The organism is Duganella sp. Dugasp56 (assembly GCF_047304105.1).
GTDB classification, from domain to species: Bacteria; Pseudomonadota; Gammaproteobacteria; order Burkholderiales; family Burkholderiaceae_D; genus Rugamonas; species Rugamonas hordei.
Genome location: NZ_JBGLYQ010000027.1, coordinates 15,774 through 38,858, shown reverse-complemented (window position 1 = coordinate 38,858; position 23,085 = coordinate 15,774). Strand labels below are relative to the sequence as shown.

Below are 23,085 nucleotides of genomic sequence, written 5' to 3'. Positions count from 1 at the left end.
TCCTTTACGGTAGTTTGCCGAGCAAGGCCAGCGCCTTGCGCCCGGCCAATGTGCATTCGGCGGCCAGCTCGTGTTGGAAGAACAGGATCGCCGCCAGCCACGGCAGCAAGGCGCACAGCGCCGCGGCCAGTAGTTGCGGCAACGGATGCGTCAATGAAAACGGCTGCCAGGCCATCAAGCCCAGCGGCCCCGCCAGGCTGACGGCGGCGACCAGCGCGCTGCGGCGCACCGCGCCCAGCAATGCCGGCAACTGCAGACCGGTCAGCCGATGCAGCGTCAGCCAGGTCCAGCCGCTGCGGAAGACGGCACCGACCACCACCGCGAACGCCACCCATTTCAAACCAAAAGGCGCCGCCAGCAGCACAGCCACGACGCGCACCGGCACCGACAAGGCGTCCAGCCTGGCTTGCGCGCCGACCTCGCCCATCGCCACGAACAGGTAGCGCGACATGCTGAACATGCTATACAAGGCGCTCGAGACGCAGATGATGCGTATCAAGGGCACGCAGGCATCCCATTGGTCGCCGTACAGCACACGCACCACGGCCGGCGCCATGATCGCGACGAAGCCGAAAAACGGCCAGGCCAGCGCCGTCACGTAGCTGATGGTGGTCAGGTAGGCTTGCCGCAAGTCCTGGCCGGAGCGCGCCTGCGCTGAAAACAGCGGGAAGATCACCGGCGAGATCGCGCTGGTCACCAACTGGTTGAAGACATTGATCACACCCTGCGCCTTGCCGAAAATGCCGACTTCCGCCACGCCGATCATCTTGCCGACGATCAGGTCCGGCGCAGCCACGCCCAGTTCGTCGGCAACGCTGCCGGCGGTGGTGATCGAGCCGAACGACAGGATGCGCCCCATGCCGCGCCGCGCCGGCAGCCAGGGCAAGCCCTGCGGCCGACAGCAGATGCTGGCCAGCAGCGATGCCGCGGTTCCCGCCACCGCGCCCCACACCAGGCTCAGATAGCTGTAGCCTGCCAGCGCCATGCCCACCGAGCACGCCAGCTGGGCCAAAGTGCTGCAAGTGTTGATCGTGAAAATCGACGAGAAGCGCATCTGCCGCCGCAGATAAGGCAAGGCCACGGAACTGAACGGTATCAGCAGGAAGTTGATCGACAGCAGTTGCAACACCGTGCTCAGGCGCGGGTCGTGGTAGAACCGCGCCGCCACGCCGCTGCCGCCGAGGATCACAGCGGCCAGCAGCCAGGCGACGAAGATGCTGGTGCCGAGCGCGGCGCGCAGCTTGTCCTCGGTCAGGTTCTTCTCCTGGATCACGTAGGGGCCGACGCCGAAATCACGCACCGCCTGCGCCAGGCCCGCCAGCACGGCGCCGACCGAATAGACGCCGATCTCGGCCGGCGTCAGCAGTCGCGCCAGTATCATCGTGCCGACCGTATTGAGCAGCAGCAGCGTGTATTTCTCTGCAAACGAGACGGCGAAGGATAGACGGGCGCGCATCAGATCAGACCATCGTAAAACGCGTGCACCAGCTTGCCGACCACGGCGGTGCTGTAGCGCTCCACCGCCTCGGACCTGCCCTGCCGCCCCAGCCTCGCGCGGCGCTCCGGGTCGGCCAGCAGCCGGGCGATGATGGCCGCCGCCACCGGCACGTCGTCCGCCGGCACCAGCAGGCCGCCGCCGCTGTCGCGCAGGATGTCTGCGCTGCCGGGCACGTCCGTGGCGACCACCGGCACGCCGCAGGCCATGGCCTCGATGGTGGCGATGCCGAAACCCTCGTTGCGGCTCATCAGGACATGCAGGTCCAGCGCCGGCAGCAAGGTTTCAACCGCCGGCACAAAGCCGGTGAACACCACGTAAGGCGCCACGCCCGCCAGCCTGGCCTGTTCGCGTAACATCGTTTCCAGCGGCCCGCTGCCGGCCATCAGCAGATATAGATGCGCATATTGGCGCCGCAGCAGGATGAACAGTTCCAGCAGCAGCGCCGGCCGTTTTTGAACCGACAGGCGCCCGACCGCGCCGATCACCAGCGCGTCCGGCGGCAGGCCCAGGCGCTGCCTGGCCGCGTCGCGCAGCCCGGCCGACGGCTGGAACCGTTCTGTGTCGACCGAGTTCGGTATCACCGCCAGCCGCGCGGATTCCGGCAGGTAGGGCCGATAGATCGCCATGAAATGCGCCAGCGCAGACGGCGACACCGCGTACACGCCGCGCACGGCGGCAAAGGCCTGGCGCAGCAGCGGCTGGTGCCAGGCGCTGATGTCGGCCGGCGGGAAGGCGTTGTGCACGCTGAGCACCGCCGGCAGCCGGCAATGCCGGGCCAGCCACAGCACCGACGCGCCGTAATTGGTCCAGCACAGGGCCACGTGCACCAGGTCCGCCCGGAACGCCTTCAGCCGGTGCGCCGCCCACAGCCGGGAGCGCAGCAGGTTCCAGCGACGCCATTGCCACTGCTCGAAGAACGCGGGCGGATCGAATTCCGCCAGCGGGATCTGCTCGCCGGCCAGTTGCGCGGTCCAGGCGTCGAAGCCGACAAAACGCCGCAGCGCCAGGCTGCCGCTCACGCCGGCCGATCGCAGATAGCGCACTTCCTGCGCCATGCGCAGCTCCATGCCGCCCAACTCGCCGGAATAGCTGGTCATCAGGACGTGCTTGCCGGGCCGGCGCCGGCCCAGCCGCGATTCGAAAAAGTAGCCGCGCAGATAGGCCAGCTCCCAGCGATGCTGGAACAGCCGGTCGGCATCGCCCAGCACACGGGCGCGCAGGTATCCGGCGCACTCCTTCAGGTAACGCAGCTGCATCCAGCGCGGCACGCCCAGCCATTCGGGGAAGGTGCCCGGACTGTCCTGGCGATACTTGCCGCGGCCGAAACGCCACGCCTTTTCCAGCACATACTCGATGCTCAGCTGATGCGCGCGGATATGATGGGCAACGCGGGCCGACTTGCAAAACCACGAACGGTAGCCGGCCTGGCCCAGCCTGCGGGTCAGCTCGGTTTCGCTGCCCATCGCATAGGCGCCGCCGTTGGGGCCGATCGACGTGTCGTAGCGGTAGCCGGCTTCGAACACCGAGCGCCGGATCGCCATATTGGCGCCCCACACGAGGCCGGGGAATACCGGACCGTCGGGCAACGCGGCCGATGTCAAGCCATAGGTCAGGCCGGTCGGCACCAGGCGCGGCAGCCACTCCGGCGGCGGTTCCGCCCAGTCCGGCTCGATGGCGCCGCCGAACACCGCGTACTCCGGATGGGCGTCGGCGCAATCCTGCCACTGCACCAGCCAATCGGACGCCGGCGTCGCGTCGTCGTCGCTGAACACGAACAGCTCGTCGGCCGCCGGCCCGGCTTCGCGCAGCAGATATTCCAGCGCCAGGTTCAGTGCCGCATTCTTGCCGGCGATCGGCGTGTGCAGCAGGCGCAGCGGCAAGCACTCCGCATACGAGCTGACCAGCGCGGCGCTGCCGTCGTTGCTGCCGTTGTCGACCACCAGCACGCGCCAGCCGCCGGCGGGTGCCTGCAGGCGACAATAAGCATCCAACACTTTCGGCAATGTCGAAGCGCCATTGCAGGTGGCCATGAGAACGGTCAACAAGGGCGCATCTCCTGTGTCCTATGATTGCAGCTGGTCAAAAATCCAGTGTAATGACAGGCTCAGATAGTTCGTTGAGCCACATCAACGAGTGCCCTCAACCATGCGCGACATCCTGATTACCCTGATTGTTTTCTCCAGCCTCCCGTTCATCTTGCGCAATCCCGTCAACGGCGTCCTCATGTGGGTGTGGATCAGCGTGATGAATCCGCACACGCAAGGCTGGGGTTTCGCCACCACCTTCCCGTTCGCCTTCATCATCGCGGTGGCCACGCTGTTCAGTTTTGCCATCTCGCGCATGCCGAAGACGTTGCCGGTGTCGGGCATCACCTTCGCCCTGATCGGGCTGATTTTGTGGATGAATGTGACCACGCTGTTCGCCATGTTCCCGGTGTCGGCCTACCCGCAGTGGGGCAAGGTGATGAAGATCATGCTGATGAGCGTGGTGACCATGATGGTGATCCGCAGCCGCGAGGACATCCAGCGCTTCATGTGGGTGCTGACGCTGTCGCTCGGCTACTACGGCGTCAAGGGCGGCATCTTCACCATCCGCAGCGGCGGCGTCGACCGCGTGTGGGGACCGGAAAGCACCTTCATCGCCGACAACAACGCCATCGCCCTGGCGCTGATCATGACCATACCGCTGATGCGCTATCTGCAGCAGCGCAGCACCCAGCGCTGGGTGCGCCACGGCATGACCGCCATGATGTTGCTCAGCGCGCTGGCCGCGCTGGGCTCGTATTCGCGCGGCGCGCTGCTGGCCATCGGCGCCATGGTGATGTTCATGTGGATGAAGGGCCGGCACAAGATGCTGGGCGGACTGCTGATCGCGCTGCTGACGCCGCTTGCTTTCCTGTTCATGCCGGATCGCTGGAGCGAGCGCATGGACAGCATCAATACCTACCAGGCCGACGAATCCGCGCTGGGCCGCATCAATGCCTGGCATATGGCGTGGAACCTGGCCAAGGACCGCTTCTTCGGCGGCGGCTTCGAGATCGCCGAGCCCCTGACCTTCTTCCTGTACGCGCCGAATCCGGCCGATATCCACGCCGCCCACAGCATCTATTTCCAGGCGCTGGGCGAGCACGGCTTTGTCGGACTCGGGCTGTACCTGCTGCTGCTGGCCGCGACCTGGCGTTCGGCGTCGTGGATCATCCGCCACGCCCGCCAACAGCCCGACCTGGAGTGGGCCGAACAGCTGGCGACGATGATACAGGCCAGCTTTATCGGCTTCGCCGTCGGCGGCGCCTTCCTCAGCCTGCTGTATTTCGATGTGCCCTACTATTTGATGGCCGCCATCGTCGCCACCCGGCTGCTGGTGGCGCAGCAGCAAGCGACCGCCGCGCCCGCGCGCGTGCCGGCCCTGGCGGCGCGGAGCGCCACGGCGGAGGCGTCATGAACCGGAGGTTGTCGATCCTGATCTACCACCGTGTGCTGGCGCAGTCCGATCCCCTGCTGCCCGAGCTGCCCGACGTGCGGCTGTTCGACCGCCACATGGCGCTGGTCAGGCGCTGCTTCAACGTGCTGCCGCTGAGCGCGGCTGTGCGTCAGCTGCGGCAAGGGAACCTGCCGCCGCGCGCGGCCTGCATCACCTTCGACGACGGTTACGCCGACAACGCGGAATGCGCCCTGCCGGTATTGCAGCGCCACAAGCTGAGCGCCACCTTCTTCATCGCCAGCGACTACCTCGACGGCGGCCAGATGTGGAACGACGACGTGATCGCCTGCGTGCGCCACGCGCCGCCGGGCATGCTGGACATGTCGGCCCTGGGCTGCGGCCTGCTGCCGGTGCACACCATGCAGCAAAGGCAGCAGGCCATGGAGCGCCTGCTGGCGGCGCTGAAATACCTGCCGTACGCGCAACGCTTGTCATTGTCGAGGCGGATCGCGCCGCCGCGCGGCGGGCAGTTGATGATGCGCAGCGACCAGGTCCGCCAGCTGCTGGCGGCCGGTATGGAGATCGGCGCCCACACCAGTTCCCACCCCATCCTGTGCCGCCTGCCGGACACCGAGGCCGCCGCCGATATCGCCGCAGGGAAAGACAAGCTGGAGGCCATCACCCAGTCGCCCGTCACGCTGTTCGCCTATCCGAACGGCAAGCCCGACGCCGACTACGACCGGCGCCACGTCGCCATGATCGGCAAGCTGGGCTTCACCGCCGCCGTCACCACGGCGCCCGGCGCCGCCCATGCCGGCAGCGATCCGCTGCAACTGCCGCGCTACACGCCGTGGGAACAGGACCGCGCGCGCTTCCTGCTACGGCTGTGGGCGAACCGGCGGGCCTGAGCGGGCCAGCCATTGCTCCAGCATCATCAGCACCCACACCATGGTGCCGTGATAGGCGGGATGCTCGCTGACCAGGGTGCGCATCAGGCGGTCGATGAAGTCCGCGCGGACGATGCGGCGCCGCTTCAAATCGTTGAGGCTGTCGAACACCAGGCCGCGCAGGCCGGCATCCTGCTGCAGCCAGTGGCCGAACGGCAGGCCGAAGCCGTGTTTCTTCTTGCGCAGGATGGCCGGCGGCAGATAGCCGCGCAGCGCGCGCTTGAAGAAATACCGCAACCGCGTGCCGTTCAGCTTGTCGCGCGGCGACAGGCGCGACGAAAACGCCAGCATGTCGTCGCTAAGGAATGGAAACGCCACATCGACACCGCCCAGCTCGCACGCCAGGCTGACCTTGCGCAGGTCGTTGTCGGCCAGCGTGTAGCGCAGGTCCAGCGTCTGCATGCGGTTGATCTGGCTCAGTCCCCGGCCTTTCCAGTAGCAGTCGTTCAACTGGCCGATCGGTCCGTCCTGGTCCACCGAAGCCAGGAAGCCGGGATCGAGGACGTCGCCGGCGCCGTAGCGCCGCAACAGATTGTAGGTCTCCAGCCGCGCCGGCATCGGCACCACGGCCTGCTCGACGTAGCTGCGGGCCTTGCGCAGCAAGCCCAGGTTGACCTTGCCGCCCAGTCCGAACAGCAAGGGCTCCAGCGCGACTTGCCGCAGCGCCGACGGCACCCGTTCATAGCGCGACAGCACGGCCTGGTGGGCGTAGCGCTCGTTGCCGCCGAACAGCTCGTCGCCGCCGTCGCCGCCCAGCAGCCTGCTGACGCCATCGATGCGCGCCATGTTGGCGCAATAGTACGCGGGCACGGCGGAGGAATTGCCGAACGGCTGGTCCGACGCCGCCGCGATGCGCGGAATGGCGGCCGTCACGTCGCTCGCCGTCACGTAAAGCTCGTGGTGATCGGCGCCGAAGTGGCGCGCGGCGATGCGGGCGTATTCCATCTCGTCATAGCCGGCGACGTCGAAGCCTATCGAGTAGGTGCGCGGCGCGCTGCCGCTGATGCTGGCCAGCATGCCCGCCAGCGTCGAGCTGTCGGTGCCGCCGCTGAGGAAGGCGCCGGTGCTGGCGGTGCCGACCGCCTGCCGCACCGAACTTTCCAGCGTGGACAGGAATTGCTGCCGCAGTTCGGCAAATGACAATTGACTGTCTTCGTGGTACGCGATCTTCCAGTATTCGCCGCAGTGCAGCTTGCCTTGCCGGTAGTCCAGGTATTCGCCCGGCAGCAGCCGCCGCTGGCCGCGATAGATGCTGCGCGGCGCCGGGATCGTGTGGAAGTACAGGTAGTTGTAGATGGCCTGCGGATCCAGCGCGCTCACCGCCAGCGGATGCGCCTGCAATGCCGCGGCCGACGAGGCAAACAGCAGACCCTGCGCCACCTGCTGGTAATGCATGGTGTGCACGCCGCTGCGGTCGATGGCCAGCAATACCTGCCCGGATTGCTCGTCCATCAGGCACACCGCGAACGCGCCGGACAGCGCGGCGCATGCCTGCGCGCCCTGCCGGCGCCACAGCACGCCGAAGCGCTCGGCCAGATTGTCGGCGTTGCCGTTCAGCGTGGGCCGGCCCCAGATCGCCACCAGCAGGCTGCCCTCGCGGTGCAGGCTGGCGCTGTCGGCCGCGGCCGCGACCGCAACGCCGCAGCGTTCGGCCGCCTCGATGCGCAGCGGACTGGAATCAAAGCGCGACAATGGCTCCGCCATGCCCACCAGCAGCTGCCGGGCCGGCTCGGCGCCATCCGATATCGATATATATCCGCACAAGCCGCTCATACCAGCACCTCCAGCGGCGCCGGATGGCCGAGGAACGCGGTCGGGCTGGCCGTCAAACCGTAAGCGCCGGACTGGAAGATGACGATCAGGTCGCCGACGTCGGCACTCGGCAGCTCCATGCGGTCGGCCAGCAGGTCCAGCGGCGTGCACAGCGGGCCGACGATGCTGACCGTCTCGCGCGGGCCGCCCTGCATACGGTTGCCGATCGCCACCGGATAGTTCTTGCGGATCACCTGGCCAAAATTACCGGACGCGGCCAGATGGTGATGCAGGCCGCCGTCGGTGATCAGGAACGTCTGGCCGTGCGAGCGCTTGCGTTCCAGCACCCGGCACACATAAATGCCGCTCTCGGCCACGAGATAGCGCCCCAGCTCCAGTATCGGCTGGGTTTGAGGCGACGCCTGGCGCAGCAGCTGCAGCGCGCTGTCGAGGCCGTCGGCCACCGCCGCCAAGTCCAACGCCCGTTCGCCGGGGAAATACGGCACGCCGAAACCACCGCCTATATTCAGCATCCGCATCGGCGCATGCGCGTGTTCGGCCAGGCGGATGGCCAGCTGCACGGACAAGCGCTGCGCCTCGCAGATCGCCGCCGCCGACAGGTTCTGCGCGCCGCAAAACAGATGGAAGCCGTGAAAATCCAGCCCAAGCTGCTCCAGCCGCCGCAGCATCGCCGGCATGCGCGCGGCGTCGACGCCGAACTGGCGGGCGCCGCCGCCCATTTTCATGCCCGCATGTTTCAGCTCGAAGTCCGGGTTGACGCGCACCGCCACGCGCGGCGTCATGCCGAGTTCGGTGCCGATGCGCGCGGCCCGCTCCATTTCCATCTCGGATTCCAGGTGCAGCAACACGCCGGCCGCCACCGCGCAGCGCAGCTCGGCGTCGCGCTTGCCCGGCCCGGCAAAGCTGATGCGCTCGGGCGCCATGCCGGCATCCAGCGCCACCTTCATCTCGCCGCTGGAGGCCACGTCGAAGCCGTCGACCAGCGCCGCCATCATCTGCACCAGCGCCGGCATCGGATTGGCTTTCACCGCGTAATGCAGATGCACGTCCGGCGGCAGCGTGCGCCGCAGCAGTTCCACGCGCGACACGATGTGGCTGCGTTCGTAGGCGTAAAACGGCGTGCATCCGACCCGCTCCGTCAGCCGCGTCAGCTGGACGCCGCCGATCTGCAGGCAGTCGTCCAGCAGCGGGAACTGGGTTTGCGCCGCGTGGCGCGGCAATTCGGCGACGGCCGCCATCACGACGCGCACCGTGCTTCAGCCATCTGATCGGCCAGCAGCTTGCGGTCTATCTTGCCGTTCGGATTGCGCGGCAGCGGCAAGTCGCGGACTTCGATCGCCGTCGGCATCATGTAGGCCGGCAAACCCAGGCGGCAAGCGGCCATCAGCGCCTCGCCATCGATCACGCCATCGGGCGGCGGGGCGACGATCAGCGTGATCGATTGTCCCAGTGTCGCATGCGCCACGCCGATCGCGGCAGCCTCCGCCACCAGGCCGGTGGCATACACCACCTCCTCCACCTCGGTCGGGCTGACGCGGTAGCCGGAAGTCTTGATCATCTCGTCGGTGCGGCCGATGAAATACAGATAGCCTTCCTCGTCGCTGCGCACCGTGTCGCCGGACCACACGGCCAGCTCGGCGACCGGCAGTCCGCCCAGGCGGTCCGGCAGCGGCCGGAAGCGTTCGGCGGTGCGCTGGACGTCGTTCCAGTAGCCCATCGCCACCAGCGCGCCGCGGTGCACCAGCTCGCCCGGCTCGTTGGGCGCGCAGGGCGTGCCGTCCGGGCGCAGCACCAGTATTTCCGCGTTGGGGATGGCCTTGCCGATCGAATCGGGACGCAGGTCCAGCTGCTCCGGCGCCAGATAGGTCGAACGAAACGCCTCGGTCAGGCCGTACATCAGGTAGACCTGCGTGTGCGGCAGCGCCTTGCGCAGCGCCGCCAGCGTGTGGCGCTGCATGGCGCCGCCGGAATTGGTGATGTAGCGCAGGCGCTGGGCGTGGCGCCAGTTCAGTTCCGCCAGCTGCATCCACAGCGGCGGCACCGCCGCCAGCCCGGTGATGCGCTCGTGATGCACCGCATCCAGCACGTCGCGCAGCAGCAGGTGGTTCAGCAGCACGGCGCAGGCGCCGACGGCAAACGCGGTGGTCAGCTGGCTCAGGCCGTAGTCAAAACTCAGCGGCAGCACGCACAGGATGCGGTCTTCCGGATTGTTGCCCAGATAGCTGGAAACGCTCAGGGCTCCCGCCACCAGGTTGCGGTGCGACAGCACCACGCCCTTCGGCTTGCCGGTGCTGCCGGAGGTGTACAGGATGGCGGCCACGTCGCTGTCGATGCAGGGATGCGGCGGCGCTGCCTGCGCCGAGCGCATGCACTCGCGCCAGGACAACATCTGCACGCCGTCCAGCGCGGGCAGCGTCTCCATCGATCCGATGACGATCACCTTGCGCAGCGCCGGGCAGCCCGCCAGGTCGGCGGCCAGCAGGTTCAGCCGCTCGCGCGTGGTGACCAGGATGCGCACGCCGCAATCGGCCAGGATGTGGGCGACCTGCGCCGGCTTCAGCACCGGATTGACCGGCACGAACACCGCGCCCGCGGCGGCCGCGCCGAACATGGCCGCCACCGCCTCCTCGCGCTTCTCGGTGAACACCGCCAGCCGCTCGCCGCGGCCCAGGCCGTTGTTGAGCCAGGCCCACGCCGCCGTTTCGATCATGTGCGCCAGCGCGTTGTAGTTCAGGCCGACGCCCTGGTAGCTCAGGGCTTGCCGCTCCGGCACGCGTTGCGCCGACTGGAAAATAAATTGGTGAATTAACTGCGTCATGGAGGATCCCTTGGAAAGACTGCCCTCTATGATTGAGATAAATCGCCCGGCCGTTCTTGATGTTGGTCAAGCAGGGCCGCTGCTTGTGCTGGCTCAAACCCGCGTCGCCGCCGCCGGGGTCTAATTTCACTTCCGCTCACTTTTACATCTCCACGATGACTAATGGCTTGCGTCATACCTACGCCCAACTAGGCTGGCTGAATGCCATGCTGTACTGGCTCGGCCACGCGTTGGCGGCGGTCAGCGCCGGCCGCTGCGGACTGTATCGCTACCATTTCGTCGCCCAGTACATCGGCGACACGCCGCTGTGCGCGGAGCGCGGCCTCGATATCGACATCCGCGAGCAGCGCGCCGGCGAGACCTTGCCGGACGACTATCCGCGCCCCGCTTCCGTGGTGTGGCAACGCTATGCGCAAGGCGCGCAGAGCCTGGCCGCCTGGCGCAAGGGCCGGCTGGCCGGCTTCCTGTGGCTGGTGTTCGACGCCTATCAGGAAGACGAGGTCCGCGCGCAATACCGGCTCGCCTCCTCGCGCGCGGCCTGGGATTTCGACGTCTGGGTACGGCCGGAAGAACGCCTCGGCTGGGTGTTTCCACGTCTGTGGGAAGCGGCGCGGCTGCGGCTGCGCCAGCGCGGCGTGCGCTGGAGTTGCAGCCGCATCTCAGCTTTCAATCCCGCTTCGCTGCGCGCCCACGCGCAAATCGGCGTGGTCCGGCTCGGCGGCGCGGTCTTCCTGCGCTGCGGGCAATGGCAATGGATGTTCTCCAGTCTGGAGCCGCGCTTTCATTTTTCCCGCCACCCTTCCACTTTTCCACAACTGATGTTCGACACCAGCACGCTGGCCGACGTCGCCCCATAGGAGTCACCATGTCCCGTATCGACCAGGTCAGCCAGATCCTGCGCACCACACTCGGCCTCGGCGCCATGCCGTTGAAGGCGGACACGCCTTTGCTCGGCAGCCTGCCGGAACTTGATTCGATGGCGGTCGCCAACCTGATCCTGGCGCTGGAGATGCAATACAGCATCGCCGTCGAGGACGATGAAATCAGCGCCAGCCATTTCGCCACCGTCGGCACGCTGGCCGCTTTCGTCGAAGGCAAGCTGGCATGACGATCCACGCGCAGCGCGCCCATGCCCTGCCGTTTTTCCTGACGGCGGCGGTGGGGGAACGCTTTTGCCTGTATCACCAGCCTGATCCGGATGTCCCCGAGCGCGGCGCCATCCTGTACGTCCACCCTTTTGCCGAGGAACTGAACAAGAGCCGTCGCATGGCGGCGCTGCAAGCCCGTGCCTATGCCCGCGCCGGCTACGGCGTGCTGCAGCTGGACTTGTACGGTTGCGGCGACAGCAGCGGCGACTTTTCCGACGCCCGCTGGCACAGCTGGCTGGACGACCTGGCCTTGGGCTGGCAATGGCTGGCCCAGCGCGGCAGCGCGCCGCGCTACTTGTGGGGACTGAGGCTGGGCGCGCTGCTGGCCCTGCAGTTTGCCGCGCGCGCGCAACCGGCGCCGGCCGGCCTGGTGCTGTGGCAGCCGGTCATCAGCGGCCGCGCGCACCTGAACCAGTTCATGCGCATGCAGAGCGCGGCGCGCATGTTCGGCGCGGCCCCACCTGCGCAGCCGGCCGACGGCGGCGATGTCGGCACCGAAGTCGCCGGCTACCGGCTGGCGCCGGAATTGATCGAAGCGATCAAGCAAACCGACGCATCCTTTGCGCCGCCCTGCCCGGTGCAGTGGCTGGAACTGGCGACGCCGCCGGCCCCGCCCGCGCTGCAACCGGCCTCGGCGCTGCTGATCGAGCGCTGGTCGCGCGCCGGCGCGTATATCGACGCATTTGCGCTGGACGGCGAACCGTTCTGGGCCACGCCGGAAATCACCGAGGTGCCCGGATTGCTGGCCGCCACGCTGAACGCCATGCCGGTGCTGGCGGAACGCTCATGAACTGGCAGCGCCGCGTGGTGCAGTTTACCTGCCACGATAGCTGGCTGGTCGGCGTGCTGCACCTGCCGGACGCGCCGCTGCCGCGCGGCCTGTTGATCGTCACCGGCGGCCCGCAATACCGTGTAGGCAGCCATCGCCATTTCGTGCTGCTGGCGGAACAGCTGGCCGCCGCCGGCATCCCCGTCATGCGCTTCGACTATCGCGGCATGGGCGACAGCGAAGGCGACCCGCGCGACTTTACGGCGGTAGACGACGACCTTTCGGCCGCCATCGGCCATTTCTTCAGCCTGCTGCCGGGGATGAAGGACGTCGTGCTGTGGGGATTGTGCGACGGCGCCACCGCCGCCGCCGGCTACGCGGCGCTCGACCGCCGGGTCGCAGGCCTGATCATGCTGAACCCCTGGGTGCGCACTGAACAAGGCCTCGCCCGCGTCACGCTGCGCCACTATTATGTGCAGCGGCTGCTGGACAAGGAGTTCTGGCGCAAGCTGGCCAGCGGCGCCGTCGGTGTCGGGCGCACGTTCAGCTCCTTTGTCCAGCTGGCCTCCGCCGCCCGCCAATCGCAAACGGCGTCGGACATGAATGTGCCCCAGCGCCTGTACCTGGCCTTGTCGCGCTATCGCGGCCCCTTGCTGATCGTCTTGAGCGGCGCCGACCTGGGCGCCAGGGAATTTTCGGCATTGCCGGCGCGGCATGCGCACTGGCGCAAGCTGCTTGCCGCGCCGCGCGTCCGCACGGAAACCATCCCGCAGGCCAACCACACCTTCGCCAGCAAGGCCTGGCGCGACGATGTCACGTCGTTGTGCAGAGACTGGATCGCATCATGGTGAAGCGCGTGCTGATGATCGCCTATCACTACCCGCCGATGTGCGGCGGCAGCGGCATCCAGCGCACGCTGGCGTTCACCCAGTATCTGCCGCAATTCGGCTGGCGGCCGCTGGTGCTGTCGGTGCATCCGCGCGCCTACGAGGACGTCGCCGCCGGCCAACTCGACGGCCGGGTGCCGGTGCACCGCAGCTTTGCGCTGGACACGCAGCGCCACCTGGCCTTGCGCGGCCGCTATCCCGGCTGGCTGGCGCAGCCCGACCGCTGGATCTCGTGGTGGCTCAGCGCCGTGCCGGCCGGCTTGCGGCTGATACGCCAACACCGGCCGGACGTCATCTGGTCCAGCTACCCGATCGCCACCGCGCATCTGATCGCGCTCAGCCTGCACCGGCTCAGCGGCATTCCGTGGGTCGCCGACCAGCGCGACCCCATGGTCGATCTCGACTATCCGCCCGACGTGCGCCGCCGCAACATCCATCACTGGATCGAGCGGCAGGCAGCGACGCGCGCCGCCGCCGTGGTCTGCACCACGCCCGGCGCCTTGAGTGCCTTGGGGCAGCGTCATCCGCAAATGGACCGCAAGCGCATCGCGCTGATTGAAAACGGCTACGACGAAGGCAGCTTCATCGCGGCGGAGCTCGCGGCGCCGCGCCCGCCTGCGCCCGCCGGGCAGTTCCGCCTGCTGCACAGTGGCGTGATCTATCCGTCGGAGCGCGATCCGGCGCCGCTGTTCGCCGCCCTGGCCCGGTTGCAGGCCGACCAATACATCAACCCCGCCAGCTTCCGGCTGGTGCTGCGCGCCAGCGCCCACGACGACCATCTGCGCGACCTGATGCGGCGGCATCACGGTGTCGCCGAACTGGTCGAACTGGCGCCGCCGCTGCCATATCGCGAGGCGCTGGCCGAAATGCTGGAGATGGACGGCCTGCTGTTGCTGCAGGCCGCCAACTGCAATGGCCAGATCCCGGCCAAGCTGTACGAATACCTGCGTGCCCGGCGTCCGTTGCTGGCCCTGACCGATCCGGCCGGCGACACCGCCGCCGCCCTGCGCCGGGCCGGCATCGACACCATCGGCAAGCTCGACAACGCGGCCGACATCGCCGGTTCGCTGATGCGCTTCCTGCGCCTGTGCCGCGAACGCAGGGCGCCGGTAGCTGCGCCGGCGCTGATCGCCAGCCACTCGCGCGGGGCCCGCACCGGCGAGCTGGCCACCCTGCTGGACCGTACCCTATATAAGGAGCAGTCATGAAACCTAGCCACTATCTACTCTGCGCGGCGCTACTGACGGCCGCGCATACCGCCATGGCGGCCGCCGAGGACTGCGGCACCTACGTCAAGCACGATCCCGGCGGCGACTACACCAATCCGGCCGACCGCGAAGGCCTGGTGGTGGTCGAGCAATACCATTTCACGCCGGAGGTCGAGCGCCTGGTGCGCGGCGCCACCGGTTCGCTGGGCGCCGACATCGGCTATGTGCTGGACCACTTCCCCAACCATCACCGCGCACTGACCGCGATGACCAAGCTGTCGCTGCGCGACAAGAACCGCAAGCCCTACGGCGCCCACTACACGATCGACTGCTATTTCGACCGCGCGCTGCGCTTCCGGCCGGACGACGCGCGCGTGCACTCCATCTACGGCGGCTACCTGCTGGCGCTCGGGCAGAACGACGCCGCGCTGGAGCAGCTGCAGCAGGCGGCGAGCCTGGAACCGTCCAACGCCACGGCCTACTACAACCTCGGGCTGTTGTTCATGAAACGTAAGGACTATGACCGCGCGCTGGTCAACGCGCACAAGGCCTACGGCATGGGATTCCCGCTGCCGGGCCTGAAAAACCAGCTGGTTGCGGCCGGCAAATGGCGCGAGTCCGACTAGCTTTATTTCAAGCCGTGATGGTTCATCAAGTCGTACAAGGTCGGCCGGCTCACACCCAGCAATTCCGCCGCCCTGACGATATTGCCGTCGACCCGCGCCAGCGCCTGCACCATGACGCGGTACTCGGCCGCCTCGCGCGCCTGGCGCAGGTTGACGTTGGGCTCGTCGGCCGTGCTGTCCGGCAGCCCCAGGTCCTGCGGCGTGATTTGCGGCCCGTCCGCCATGATGACGGCGCGCCGCAGGCAGTTTTCCATCTCGCGCACATTGCCCGGCCACTGGTAGGATTCGATCGCCGCCAGCGCGTCCGGGCTGAAACTCAATATCTGCCGCGACTCGCTGGCGCAGAACTTGTTCTTGAAATGGTGGGCCAGCAGCGCGCAGTCGCCGACGCGCTCGCGCAGCGGCGGTATCGACAGCACGATTTCGCTGAGCCGGTAATATAAATCCTCGCGGAAGCGGCCTGATTCGGCCAGCGCCTTCAGGTTCTGGTGCGTGGCGCAGACGATGCGCACGTCGATGCTGATCTCGCTGCGCCCGCCCACCCGCTCGATCACGCGCTCCTGCAGGAAACGCAGCAGCTTGGCCTGCAGCGGCAGCGGCATGTCGCCTATCTCGTCGAGAAAGAAGGTGCCGCCGTGCGCCAGCTCCAGCTTGCCCAGCGTCTGCCGCTGGGCGCCGGTGAACGCGCCCTTTTCGTAGCCGAATAGCTCGCTTTCCAGCAAATGTTCCGGGATGGCCGCGCAATTGATGGCGACGAAGCGCTTGTCGTGCCGTGGGCTCAAGCGATGCACGCCGCGCGCCACCAGTTCCTTGCCGCTGCCGGAGTCGCCCAGCAGCATCACCGTGGCCGACGACGGCGCCACCCGCTCGACGCTGCGGCACACCCGCAACATGCCGGGATCGCGGCTGATGATGCCGGCCAGCGGCGAATCGGACTGGATCTGCATCATGCGCCGGTTTTCCTGCTGCAAGGCGTGCAGATAGAAGGCGCGCTCGATCACCAGGGCCAGGGTATCGGCATCGAGCGGCTTCTGGTGGAAATCGTAGGCGCCGGCGGCGATCGCCTTCAGCGCGTTGGCGCGGTCCTGGTTGCCGGACAACAGGATCACCTTGGTGTCCGGCGCGGCGGCCAGGATCTGCTGCAGCAGCGCCAGGCCCTCGGTGGCGCCGTCCGGATCCGGCGGCAGGCCGAGATCCATCGTCGCCACCGCCGGCTGATGGCGGCGCAGCTGCGCCATCGCCGATTCGCGGTCGTCGGCCACCACCACTTCGTAGGCGTCCAGGCTCCAGCGCAGCTGCTTTTGCAGGCCGGTATCGTCCTCTATCACCAGCAATTTTTGCTTGCCCATATACTCGTTACCTTATTGTTCAGGCCGCCGCAGCTTCCGCGTGCAGCGGCAGGATCAGCCGAAAAGTCGTGCCCAGCGACGGCGCGCTGCTCACTTCCAGTCGGCCGCCGATTTCCTTCGCATATTCCCGGCTCTCAAACACGCCTATGCCCATGCCGGCGGTCTTGGTCGATTCGAACGGCCGGAACAGCCGCTCACGGATGAATTCCTCGCTCATGCCCTGCCCCGTGTCGCTCAGCTCGATCACGGCGAAGGCGTCGTTGCGCAGCAGCCGCACCGCCACGCTGCCGTGGCGCGGCGTGGCTTCCACCGCGTTCTGGATCAGGTGGCCGATCACCCGCTCCAGCCGCTGGCGGTTGGCCAGCACCATCAACCCGGACGCGCGCAGGTCCAGCGCCGGGCGCGGCTCCAGCGCGGCGCACGCCTGCACGGTCTGCGCCAGCAGGCTGTCCAGCTGCAGCGGCGCGCAGGGATCGGGCGCGTCGTCGCGGCGCAATTTCAGCAGCAGCGTCTTCATCTTGGCCAGCGAGTGCGACAGCGTCTCCAGCATGTCTTCCTGGAAGGCCGGATTGTTCTTGTGCCGCTCCGCGTTCACCAGCAGCAGCGACAGCTGCGACACCAGGTTCTTCAGGTCGTGCACGACAAAGGTGGACATGCGGTTGAACGATTCGAACTGCCGCGCCACCGCCAGGTTGTCGGCCGATTCGCGGTGCGCGAGGTAGCTGGCGGCCTGGCTGCCGGCGATCTTGAGCACGTCGCGCACCTCCCAGTTCATCAGCTGCCTGGTGCGCGGTTGCGCCAGGCAGACGAAGCCGAACAGCCGGCGCTCCAGCATCAGCGGCACCACCAGCCACATGCGCTCGTCGCCGGCCAGCCAGGCCGGCGGCGGCAGGCCGCCGTAGCGTTGCGGCGCCTCGCGCCATTCCTGCAGATCGATCACCCAGCCGCGCGAGGCCAGCACGCCGCACAGCGCGCCGCCGGCCGGCTCGGCGTTCTCCGGCAGCGGCATGTTCCAGCGCGCCACGGCCTGATAATGCGTCTCGTCGCGGCGCAGCCACAAAATGCCGGCCGGACTTTCCACCAACTCGGCCACGGCCTGTATCGCCCGCTCCGGCAACACGTCGCCGTGCTCGCCCAGCGCCCGCGTGAAGCGCTGCCATTCCTGCCGGTAATCGTAATGGCCCTGGTAGAAATGCTTGCTGATGAAGACCTTCAGGCGCGCCCGCATGGTGCCGGAAAACAGCACGCCGGCCAGCAGCAGCCCGGCGCCGAACAGACAGGCCTGCTGCATCAGCGTGCCCCACACGCCGCCGATGAAGCGCAGGTACCAGGCGCTGGCCGCCATCGCCCCCAGGTACAACGCCGAACCGAGCAGCGCAGCCGAACGGAACATGATCTGGCGCGACAGCTGCAGGCCGGCCGTCCACGCCGGGTTGCGCGCGATGGCCACCGCCAGCAGCGGCGCGCTCAAGGCGTTGACGGCGCCGCGCGCGGCCCAGATATCTTCATTGATGCGGCGGAACAGCAAGGCTTCGCTGTACAGGTAGAAATCGTAGGCGAACAAGGCGCCGATGCCGAGGCAGGCGAACTTGATGCCCCAGCGCGCGTTGTCCGGCGTGTCCCGGTACAAATGCTCGACCAGCAGCATGCCCAGCACCGCCAGCCCGAGCCGGATGGCGATCACCGCCAGCATGTGCAGGCCATAGCCCGCCGCCAGTTCCAGCGCCGCCAGCGCGGCCACGGCGATCAGCCAGGCCCGCTGGCGCCAGCCGGCGCCGGCCAGCACCAGCAGCAGGACCAGCCATGCCGCCGTGCGCAAGGCCTCCAATGCGTTGACGCCGGCCGCCGCCGCGCCGGCCCAGGCGGCGGTCAGCAGGCAGGCGCCGCCGAAGGCGCCGGCATGGCGCCGCTTGCGCCAGCCTCCGCGCAACAGCAGCGAGGCCAGGATCAGATACGCCAGCACCGCACATCCATGACTGATGGCGGAAACCTGCTGCCAGGTCATCAACGGCTGCCCTTTCCAAACAACACAACCTGCACCGTATCGAGCAGTATCAGCAAATCGAGAAACAGGCTGTTGTTCTTGACATAGTACAGGTCGTATTGCAGCTTGCGCACGGCGTCGTCGACCGAGGCGCCATAGCTGTAGCGCACCTGCGCCAGCCCGGTGATGCCGGGCTTGATGCTGTGCCGCACGTTGTAATAGGCGATCTCGCTGCACAGCTGCTCGACAAAATAAGCCCGCTCCGGGCGCGGGCCGACAAAACTCATCTCGCCCTTGAACACATTCAGCATCTGCGGCAATTCGTCGATGCGCAGCTTGCGTATCCAATGCCCGACGCGGGTGACGCGCGGATCGTTGACCGACGCCCATTTCGGTTTGCCGTCCTGCTCGGCGTCGAGCCGCATGCTGCGGAACTTCAGCACCTTGAACAGTCGGTTGTCGCGCCCCACGCGCTCCTGCTGATAAAACACCGGCCCGCCGTCCTCGATGCGGATCGCCAGCGCGGTCAGCAGCATGATGGGCAGCGAGGCCAGGCAGATGGCGCCGCTGGCCACCAGGTCGAAGGCGCGCTTGACCGCCGCCCGCAACAAGCTCTGGTCGAAACCGCCGCCGAAGATCAGGTAGCTGGGCTGCAGCGAATCGATGCGGATCTGGCAGGCCTCGCGCTCGAAGAAGCTGGCGGCGTCGGTGACGGGCACGCCGCCCAGCGCGCACTCCAGCAGCTGGCGCACCGGAAACGCGCCATTGCGGCGGTCGCCGACCGAGACCACGATTTCGTCGGCCGCATAGCGCCGCGCCAGGGCCAGCAGCGACAGGTCGGCCGGCAGCAGCATGGCCGGCGGCACGCTGGAGAGCTCGCCCGCCACCGGCACGAAGCCGACCACCTTGAACTGGTGGAAGCCGACGCTGGACGCCGCCAGCTCCCAGCATTGGCGCGCGGTGGCGCCGTCGCCGATGACGATCAGCCGCTGCTCCATCATGCTCGACTGCGCCGAGGTGAACACCAGCAGCCGCGCCAGCAGCACCGCCGCCCCGCCCAGCACGAACACCACGCTGCCGAGCCGGCCGAACTGCGCCTCGGGCACCATGCTCGCCAGCAGGTTCAGCAGGCCGAAGCCCAGCACAAACGACGGCAGGATGCGCAGCAAGGTGCTCTTGATATCCTCCCTGGACTGGTTGTGCTGGTACATGCCCAGCGTGCCCATGCTCAGCACGACGACCAGCGCAAACGCCAGCGCCGGCAGGTACAGCTGGTCGGGGCCGTGTCGGCCCTTGAGCCACAGCGGCGCGCTGGCGACCGCGGCCGTCAACAGCACCAGCAACTCCAGCAACAACAGCATGAAGGCTATCTTGGACACATAGTGGTGGAATATCCTGATCACAATCTCTCTCCTGCGCCTGGGAACCGTTGTAACTAAGCGGCGTAACCAAGATGATGCTGAACAGTCGGAGCGCACGTGTTGAGCCGCCACAATCGCTGTACAGTTCTGCCTCAATACGGTGAAAAACAGCGCATATATGACGCGCTCATGACAAATGGTCTATAGTCATGGTTCTTTACCGTATCCAACACGTAATCATGAAATTTGACGTCGCAATTGTTGGCAGTGGACTGGCCGGTTTGTCGGTCGCCCTGCATCTGGCCGAAACGCGCACCGTCGCGATCATTTCCAAGCGCGCGCTGCTGGACGGCGCCAGCAACTGGGCCCAGGGAGGCATCGCCGCCGTGCTAGATTCCGGCGACAGCCACACCCAGCACATCGACGACACGCTGATCGCCGGCGGCGGCCTGTGCGACGAGAGCGCCACGCGCTTCATCGTCGAGCACGGCCGCGAGGCGATCGAATGGCTGATCGAGCAAGGCGTGCCCTTCACCCGCGACGAATCGGCCGAGATGGGATTCCACCTGACCCGCGAAGGCGGCCACAGCCAGCGCCGCATCATCCACGCGGCCGACGCCACCGGCCACGCGGTGCAGGTCACCTTGGAAGAAAAGGTGCGCGCCCATCCGAACATCACCTTGTTCGAACATCACTGCGCGATCGACCTGATCACCTCGGACAAGCTGCATCCTGTCAAAAAAGGCAACGCCCAGCCGAAGTGCTACGGCCTGTACGTGCAGGACGAGCTAAGCGGCCAGGTCCACACCTTCGCCGCCGAGCACACGGTGATGGCCACCGGCGGCGCCGGCAAGGTCTACCTGTACACCACCAATCCGGACACCGCCAGCGGCGACGGCATCGCCATGGCCTGGCGCGCCGGCTGCCGCGTGTCCAACATGGAATTCATCCAGTTCCATCCGACGTGCTTGTACCACCCGTACGCCAAGTCCTTCCTGATCACCGAAGCGATACGCGGCGAAGGCGGCGTGCTCAAGCTGCCGCCGGAAGCCGGCGCGGCCGCAGGTTTCCGCTTCATGGTGGCCCACGACGAGCGCGCCGAACTGGCGCCGCGCGACGTGGTGGCCCGCGCCATCGACTTCGAGATCAAGAAGCGCGGCCTCGATTACGTGCACCTCGATATCAGCCACAAGCCGGCCGAGTTCCTGATCGAGCACTTCCCGACCATCTACGCGCGCTGCCTGGAACTGGGCATCGACATCACCAAGCAGCCGATTCCCATCGTGCCGGCCGCGCACTACACCTGCGGCGGCGTGGTCACCGACCTGATGGGCCGCACCGACCTGCCCGGCCTGTACGCGGTCGGCGAAACCGCCTGCACCGGCCTGCACGGCGCCAACCGCCTGGCCAGCAATTCGCTGCTCGAATGCGTGGTGATCGGCCGCGCCTGCGCCACCGATATCGCGGCTAAGGAAAAAGGCGAAGTGCCCTACCTGCCGGACTGGGATGAAAGCCGCGTCACCGACGCCGACGAGGAAGTGGTGATCGCCCACAACTGGGACGAGCTGCGCCGCTTCATGTGGAATTATGTCGGCATCGTGCGCACCACCAAACGGCTGGAACGCGCGCAGCACCGCATCGCGCTGCTGAAGGAAGAAATCGACGAGTACTACCAGAACTTCCGCATCACGCACGACCTGCTGGAGCTGCGCAACCTGGTCGACGTGGCCAACCTGATCGTCAACAGCGCGCTGCAGCGGCGCGAGAGCCGCGGCCTGCACTTCAGCCGCGACTATCCGGAGACGCTGCCGAAAGCCCTGCCGAGCATCCTGACTCCGTCGCGCCGCAAATAGGAGAGCCCCATGCCCACAGTGCGCCTGGCCACGCCGGCCGACATACCCGCCATGGAGGCGCTGATCGCGCGTTCCGGCATCGAGTTGAGCGAAGGGTTTTACACCAAGCGGCAGGCGCAGGCGGTGACGCAGCATGTGTTCGGTGTCGACACCCAGCTGGTCGCGGACCAGACCTACTTCCTGATTGAAGACGATGCCGGCAAGCTGCTGGCCTGCGGCGGCTGGAGCAAGCGCAGCACGCTGTTCGGCGCCGACCGCACCAAGCAAGGCGCCGACCCCTTATTGGATCCGGCGACCGAGCCGGCCCGCATCCGCGCCTTTTTTGTCGATCCGTCGGCGGCCAGGCAGGGACTGGGCCGCCTGCTGCTGACCCACTGCACCGACGCGGCCGCGGCCGGCGGCTTCCATACGCTGGAACTGGCCGCCACCATGCCAGGCGTGCCGCTGTACCTGGCCTGCGGATTCGAGGTGGCGGAGCGCTTCGAGATCACGCTGCCGGACCAGGTGCAGGTGCCACTGGCCCGGATGCGCAAGTCTATCGCCGCTTAGGCGCTTTTCTTTCCGGCTTGCTTGCGGCGCTTGACGTAGCCCAGCAAGCCCAGGCCCGCCAGCATCATGCCGTAGGTCGTCGGCTCAGGCACCGGTGGCGCCACCGAACCAAAACCATCCAGATAGGCGTAGCCGGTATGTGCGGTCGGCTCGCAATCGGCCGCCAGCAGCGACAGCGTGAAGCTGTGGCCGGACAGCGATTTGTCGATGCTCAGCTGCTCGACCTGCCACTGTGGCGTGTAGAACAGATCGCCTTCCGAGGAGAAGCGCGCATCGACGCCGCCGCCGGTGTAGCCGGCGTTGTAGCTGCGGCTGATCAGCAGGTTGCCGGTGGTGTTATCGGTCAGCGTCAGCTTCATCACCGCCGATTCGTCCTCGCTATGGCCGCCGTTCTGCAGCACCGCTTTCCAGGCGAAGAAGATGTTGGCGTCGGTGTAGTTGTTGACCTTCTGGCTGATCACCGTGGCCAGGCCGCCGTCGGTGGTGTCTTCCGCGCGGTAGGCATATTTGCCGCTGTACACGGTGGTGCCGATCAGGCTGCCGAGATTGGGGTCGACGTAGCTCTGGTCGATGACGGCGCCGCGGACGCCGTCGTCCGAGTTCAGGCTGCCGCCCGGCAGGAAGTCCGCCGGCGACAGGTCGGTGTTCGAACTGCCGTAACGATAGCCGCCGCCGGTGGTCCAACCGGCAGTGGTACCCGTTTCGAAGGCTCCGTTGATGAAGCCACCCGCCTGCGCCGCGCCGGTCAGGCCCAGCATTGCCACTACACCCGCAATGAATTTCAATTTCATCTCTCTCGCTCCATGGTTGTTGATGCCAAAAAAACAAGCGAGAGTATATTATTTTTAAATCATTATTTTTTGATAATTTCAATCGTGCGCGGGTGGTTTCAACA

Annotated in this window: 19 protein-coding genes; 10 read left to right on the top strand and 9 right to left on the bottom strand. The window is 67.0% G+C overall.

Going from position 1 to position 23,085, the window contains the following annotated elements; all coding sequences use genetic code 11:
* Positions 1–4: 4 nt before the first annotated feature.
* A complete protein-coding gene (locus tag ACCD07_RS19340; RefSeq protein WP_413448276.1) occupies positions 5–1,456 on the bottom strand; it encodes a lipopolysaccharide biosynthesis protein in 1,452 nt (483 codons plus the stop codon).
* Positions 1,456–3,543, bottom strand: coding sequence for a glycosyltransferase (locus ACCD07_RS19335; RefSeq protein WP_413448275.1), 2,088 nt, complete (start codon positions 3,541–3,543; stop codon positions 1,456–1,458). Before ACCD07_RS19335 ends, ACCD07_RS19340 begins: the two co-directional genes overlap by 1 nt.
* A 100-nt stretch (positions 3,544–3,643) precedes the next feature.
* Between ACCD07_RS19335 and ACCD07_RS19330 the strand changes: the two genes are divergently transcribed.
* Both ACCD07_RS19330 and ACCD07_RS19325 read left to right on the top strand, forming a co-directional pair.
* Positions 3,644–4,939: a putative O-glycosylation ligase, exosortase A system-associated gene (locus ACCD07_RS19330; protein WP_413448274.1), complete on the top strand. Its 1,296-nt coding sequence runs from the start codon at positions 3,644–3,646 to the stop codon at positions 4,937–4,939.
* Positions 4,936–5,826: a polysaccharide deacetylase family protein gene (locus ACCD07_RS19325; protein WP_413448273.1), complete on the top strand. Its 891-nt coding sequence runs from the start codon at positions 4,936–4,938 to the stop codon at positions 5,824–5,826. The genes ACCD07_RS19330 and ACCD07_RS19325 overlap by 4 nt, the downstream gene beginning before the upstream one ends.
* Here ACCD07_RS19325 and ACCD07_RS19320 read toward each other — a convergent pair.
* The 3 genes from ACCD07_RS19320 to ACCD07_RS19310 are packed head-to-tail and all read right to left on the bottom strand — an operon-like array spanning position 5,797 to position 10,456.
* Positions 5,797–7,638 (bottom strand): asparagine synthetase B family protein, encoded by a 1,842-nt coding sequence (locus ACCD07_RS19320; RefSeq protein WP_413448272.1) that lies wholly within the window; start codon positions 7,636–7,638, stop codon positions 5,797–5,799. The genes ACCD07_RS19325 and ACCD07_RS19320 overlap by 30 nt on opposite strands.
* Positions 7,635–8,876, bottom strand: coding sequence for a pyridoxal-dependent decarboxylase, exosortase A system-associated (locus ACCD07_RS19315; protein ID WP_413448306.1), 1,242 nt, complete (start codon positions 8,874–8,876; stop codon positions 7,635–7,637). Before ACCD07_RS19315 ends, ACCD07_RS19320 begins: the two co-directional genes overlap by 4 nt.
* A complete protein-coding gene (locus ACCD07_RS19310) occupies positions 8,876–10,456 on the bottom strand; it encodes an acyl-CoA ligase (AMP-forming), exosortase A system-associated (RefSeq protein WP_413448271.1) in 1,581 nt (526 codons plus the stop codon). Before ACCD07_RS19310 ends, ACCD07_RS19315 begins: the two co-directional genes overlap by 1 nt.
* A gap of 167 nt (positions 10,457–10,623) precedes the next feature.
* Between ACCD07_RS19310 and ACCD07_RS19305 the strand changes: the two genes are divergently transcribed.
* From ACCD07_RS19305 to ACCD07_RS19280, 6 genes are read left to right on the top strand one after another with little or no spacing between them, the layout of a single operon-like run.
* Positions 10,624–11,313 (top strand): hypothetical protein, encoded by a 690-nt coding sequence (locus tag ACCD07_RS19305; protein WP_413448270.1) that lies wholly within the window; start codon positions 10,624–10,626, stop codon positions 11,311–11,313.
* An 8-nt stretch (positions 11,314–11,321) separates the two neighbouring features.
* On the top strand, positions 11,322–11,564 hold the full coding sequence (locus tag ACCD07_RS19300; protein WP_176650834.1) for an acyl carrier protein: 243 nt from the start codon (positions 11,322–11,324) through the stop codon (positions 11,562–11,564).
* Entirely contained in the window at positions 11,561–12,394 is an 834-nt protein-coding gene (locus ACCD07_RS19295) for a hydrolase 2, exosortase A system-associated (RefSeq protein WP_176650833.1), read from the top strand. The genes ACCD07_RS19300 and ACCD07_RS19295 overlap by 4 nt, the downstream gene beginning before the upstream one ends.
* On the top strand, positions 12,391–13,224 hold the full coding sequence (locus ACCD07_RS19290; RefSeq protein ID WP_176650832.1) for a hydrolase 1, exosortase A system-associated: 834 nt from the start codon (positions 12,391–12,393) through the stop codon (positions 13,222–13,224). The genes ACCD07_RS19295 and ACCD07_RS19290 overlap by 4 nt, the downstream gene beginning before the upstream one ends.
* Positions 13,218–14,468 carry a glycosyltransferase gene (locus ACCD07_RS19285; protein ID WP_413448269.1) on the top strand — a complete coding sequence of 417 codons (1,251 nt, stop codon included), beginning with the start codon at positions 13,218–13,220 and terminating at the stop codon, positions 14,466–14,468. The genes ACCD07_RS19290 and ACCD07_RS19285 overlap by 7 nt, the downstream gene beginning before the upstream one ends.
* Positions 14,465–15,094 carry a tetratricopeptide repeat protein gene (locus ACCD07_RS19280; protein WP_176650830.1) on the top strand — a complete coding sequence of 210 codons (630 nt, stop codon included), beginning with the start codon at positions 14,465–14,467 and terminating at the stop codon, positions 15,092–15,094. The genes ACCD07_RS19285 and ACCD07_RS19280 overlap by 4 nt, the downstream gene beginning before the upstream one ends.
* Before the next feature lie 2 nt (positions 15,095–15,096).
* Here ACCD07_RS19280 and prsR read toward each other — a convergent pair whose 3' ends face one another.
* The 3 genes from prsR to ACCD07_RS19265 are packed head-to-tail and all read right to left on the bottom strand — an operon-like array spanning position 15,097 to position 19,830.
* Positions 15,097–16,443: a PEP-CTERM-box response regulator transcription factor gene (gene prsR / locus ACCD07_RS19275; RefSeq protein ID WP_176650829.1), complete on the bottom strand. Its 1,347-nt coding sequence runs from the start codon at positions 16,441–16,443 to the stop codon at positions 15,097–15,099.
* Between the two features lie 19 nt (positions 16,444–16,462).
* The gene (gene prsK, locus ACCD07_RS19270) at positions 16,463–18,448 is read right to left on the bottom strand and encodes an XrtA/PEP-CTERM system histidine kinase PrsK (RefSeq protein ID WP_413448268.1); all 1,986 of its coding nucleotides are present in this window, start codon (positions 18,446–18,448) and stop codon (positions 16,463–16,465) included.
* Complete coding sequence (locus tag ACCD07_RS19265; RefSeq protein WP_353398751.1) at positions 18,448–19,830, bottom strand: TIGR03013 family XrtA/PEP-CTERM system glycosyltransferase; 1,383 nt, start codon at positions 19,828–19,830, stop codon at positions 18,448–18,450. The genes prsK and ACCD07_RS19265 overlap by 1 nt, the downstream gene beginning before the upstream one ends.
* A 197-nt stretch (positions 19,831–20,027) precedes the next feature.
* Here ACCD07_RS19265 and nadB point away from each other — a divergent pair, with 197 nt between their 5' ends.
* Positions 20,028–21,641, top strand: a complete 1,614-nt coding sequence (gene nadB / locus ACCD07_RS19260) for an L-aspartate oxidase (protein WP_353398748.1) — start codon at positions 20,028–20,030, stop codon at positions 21,639–21,641.
* Positions 21,642–21,650: 9 nt separating this feature from the next.
* The gene (locus ACCD07_RS19255; RefSeq protein ID WP_176650825.1) at positions 21,651–22,190 is read left to right on the top strand and encodes a GNAT family N-acetyltransferase; all 540 of its coding nucleotides are present in this window, start codon (positions 21,651–21,653) and stop codon (positions 22,188–22,190) included.
* Here the strand turns inward: ACCD07_RS19255 and ACCD07_RS19250 are convergent.
* On the bottom strand, positions 22,187–22,981 hold the full coding sequence (locus ACCD07_RS19250; protein WP_353398742.1) for a PEP-CTERM sorting domain-containing protein: 795 nt from the start codon (positions 22,979–22,981) through the stop codon (positions 22,187–22,189). The two genes, ACCD07_RS19255 and ACCD07_RS19250, sit on opposite strands and share 4 nt — an antisense overlap.
* Between the last annotated feature and the right edge of the window lie 104 nt (positions 22,982–23,085).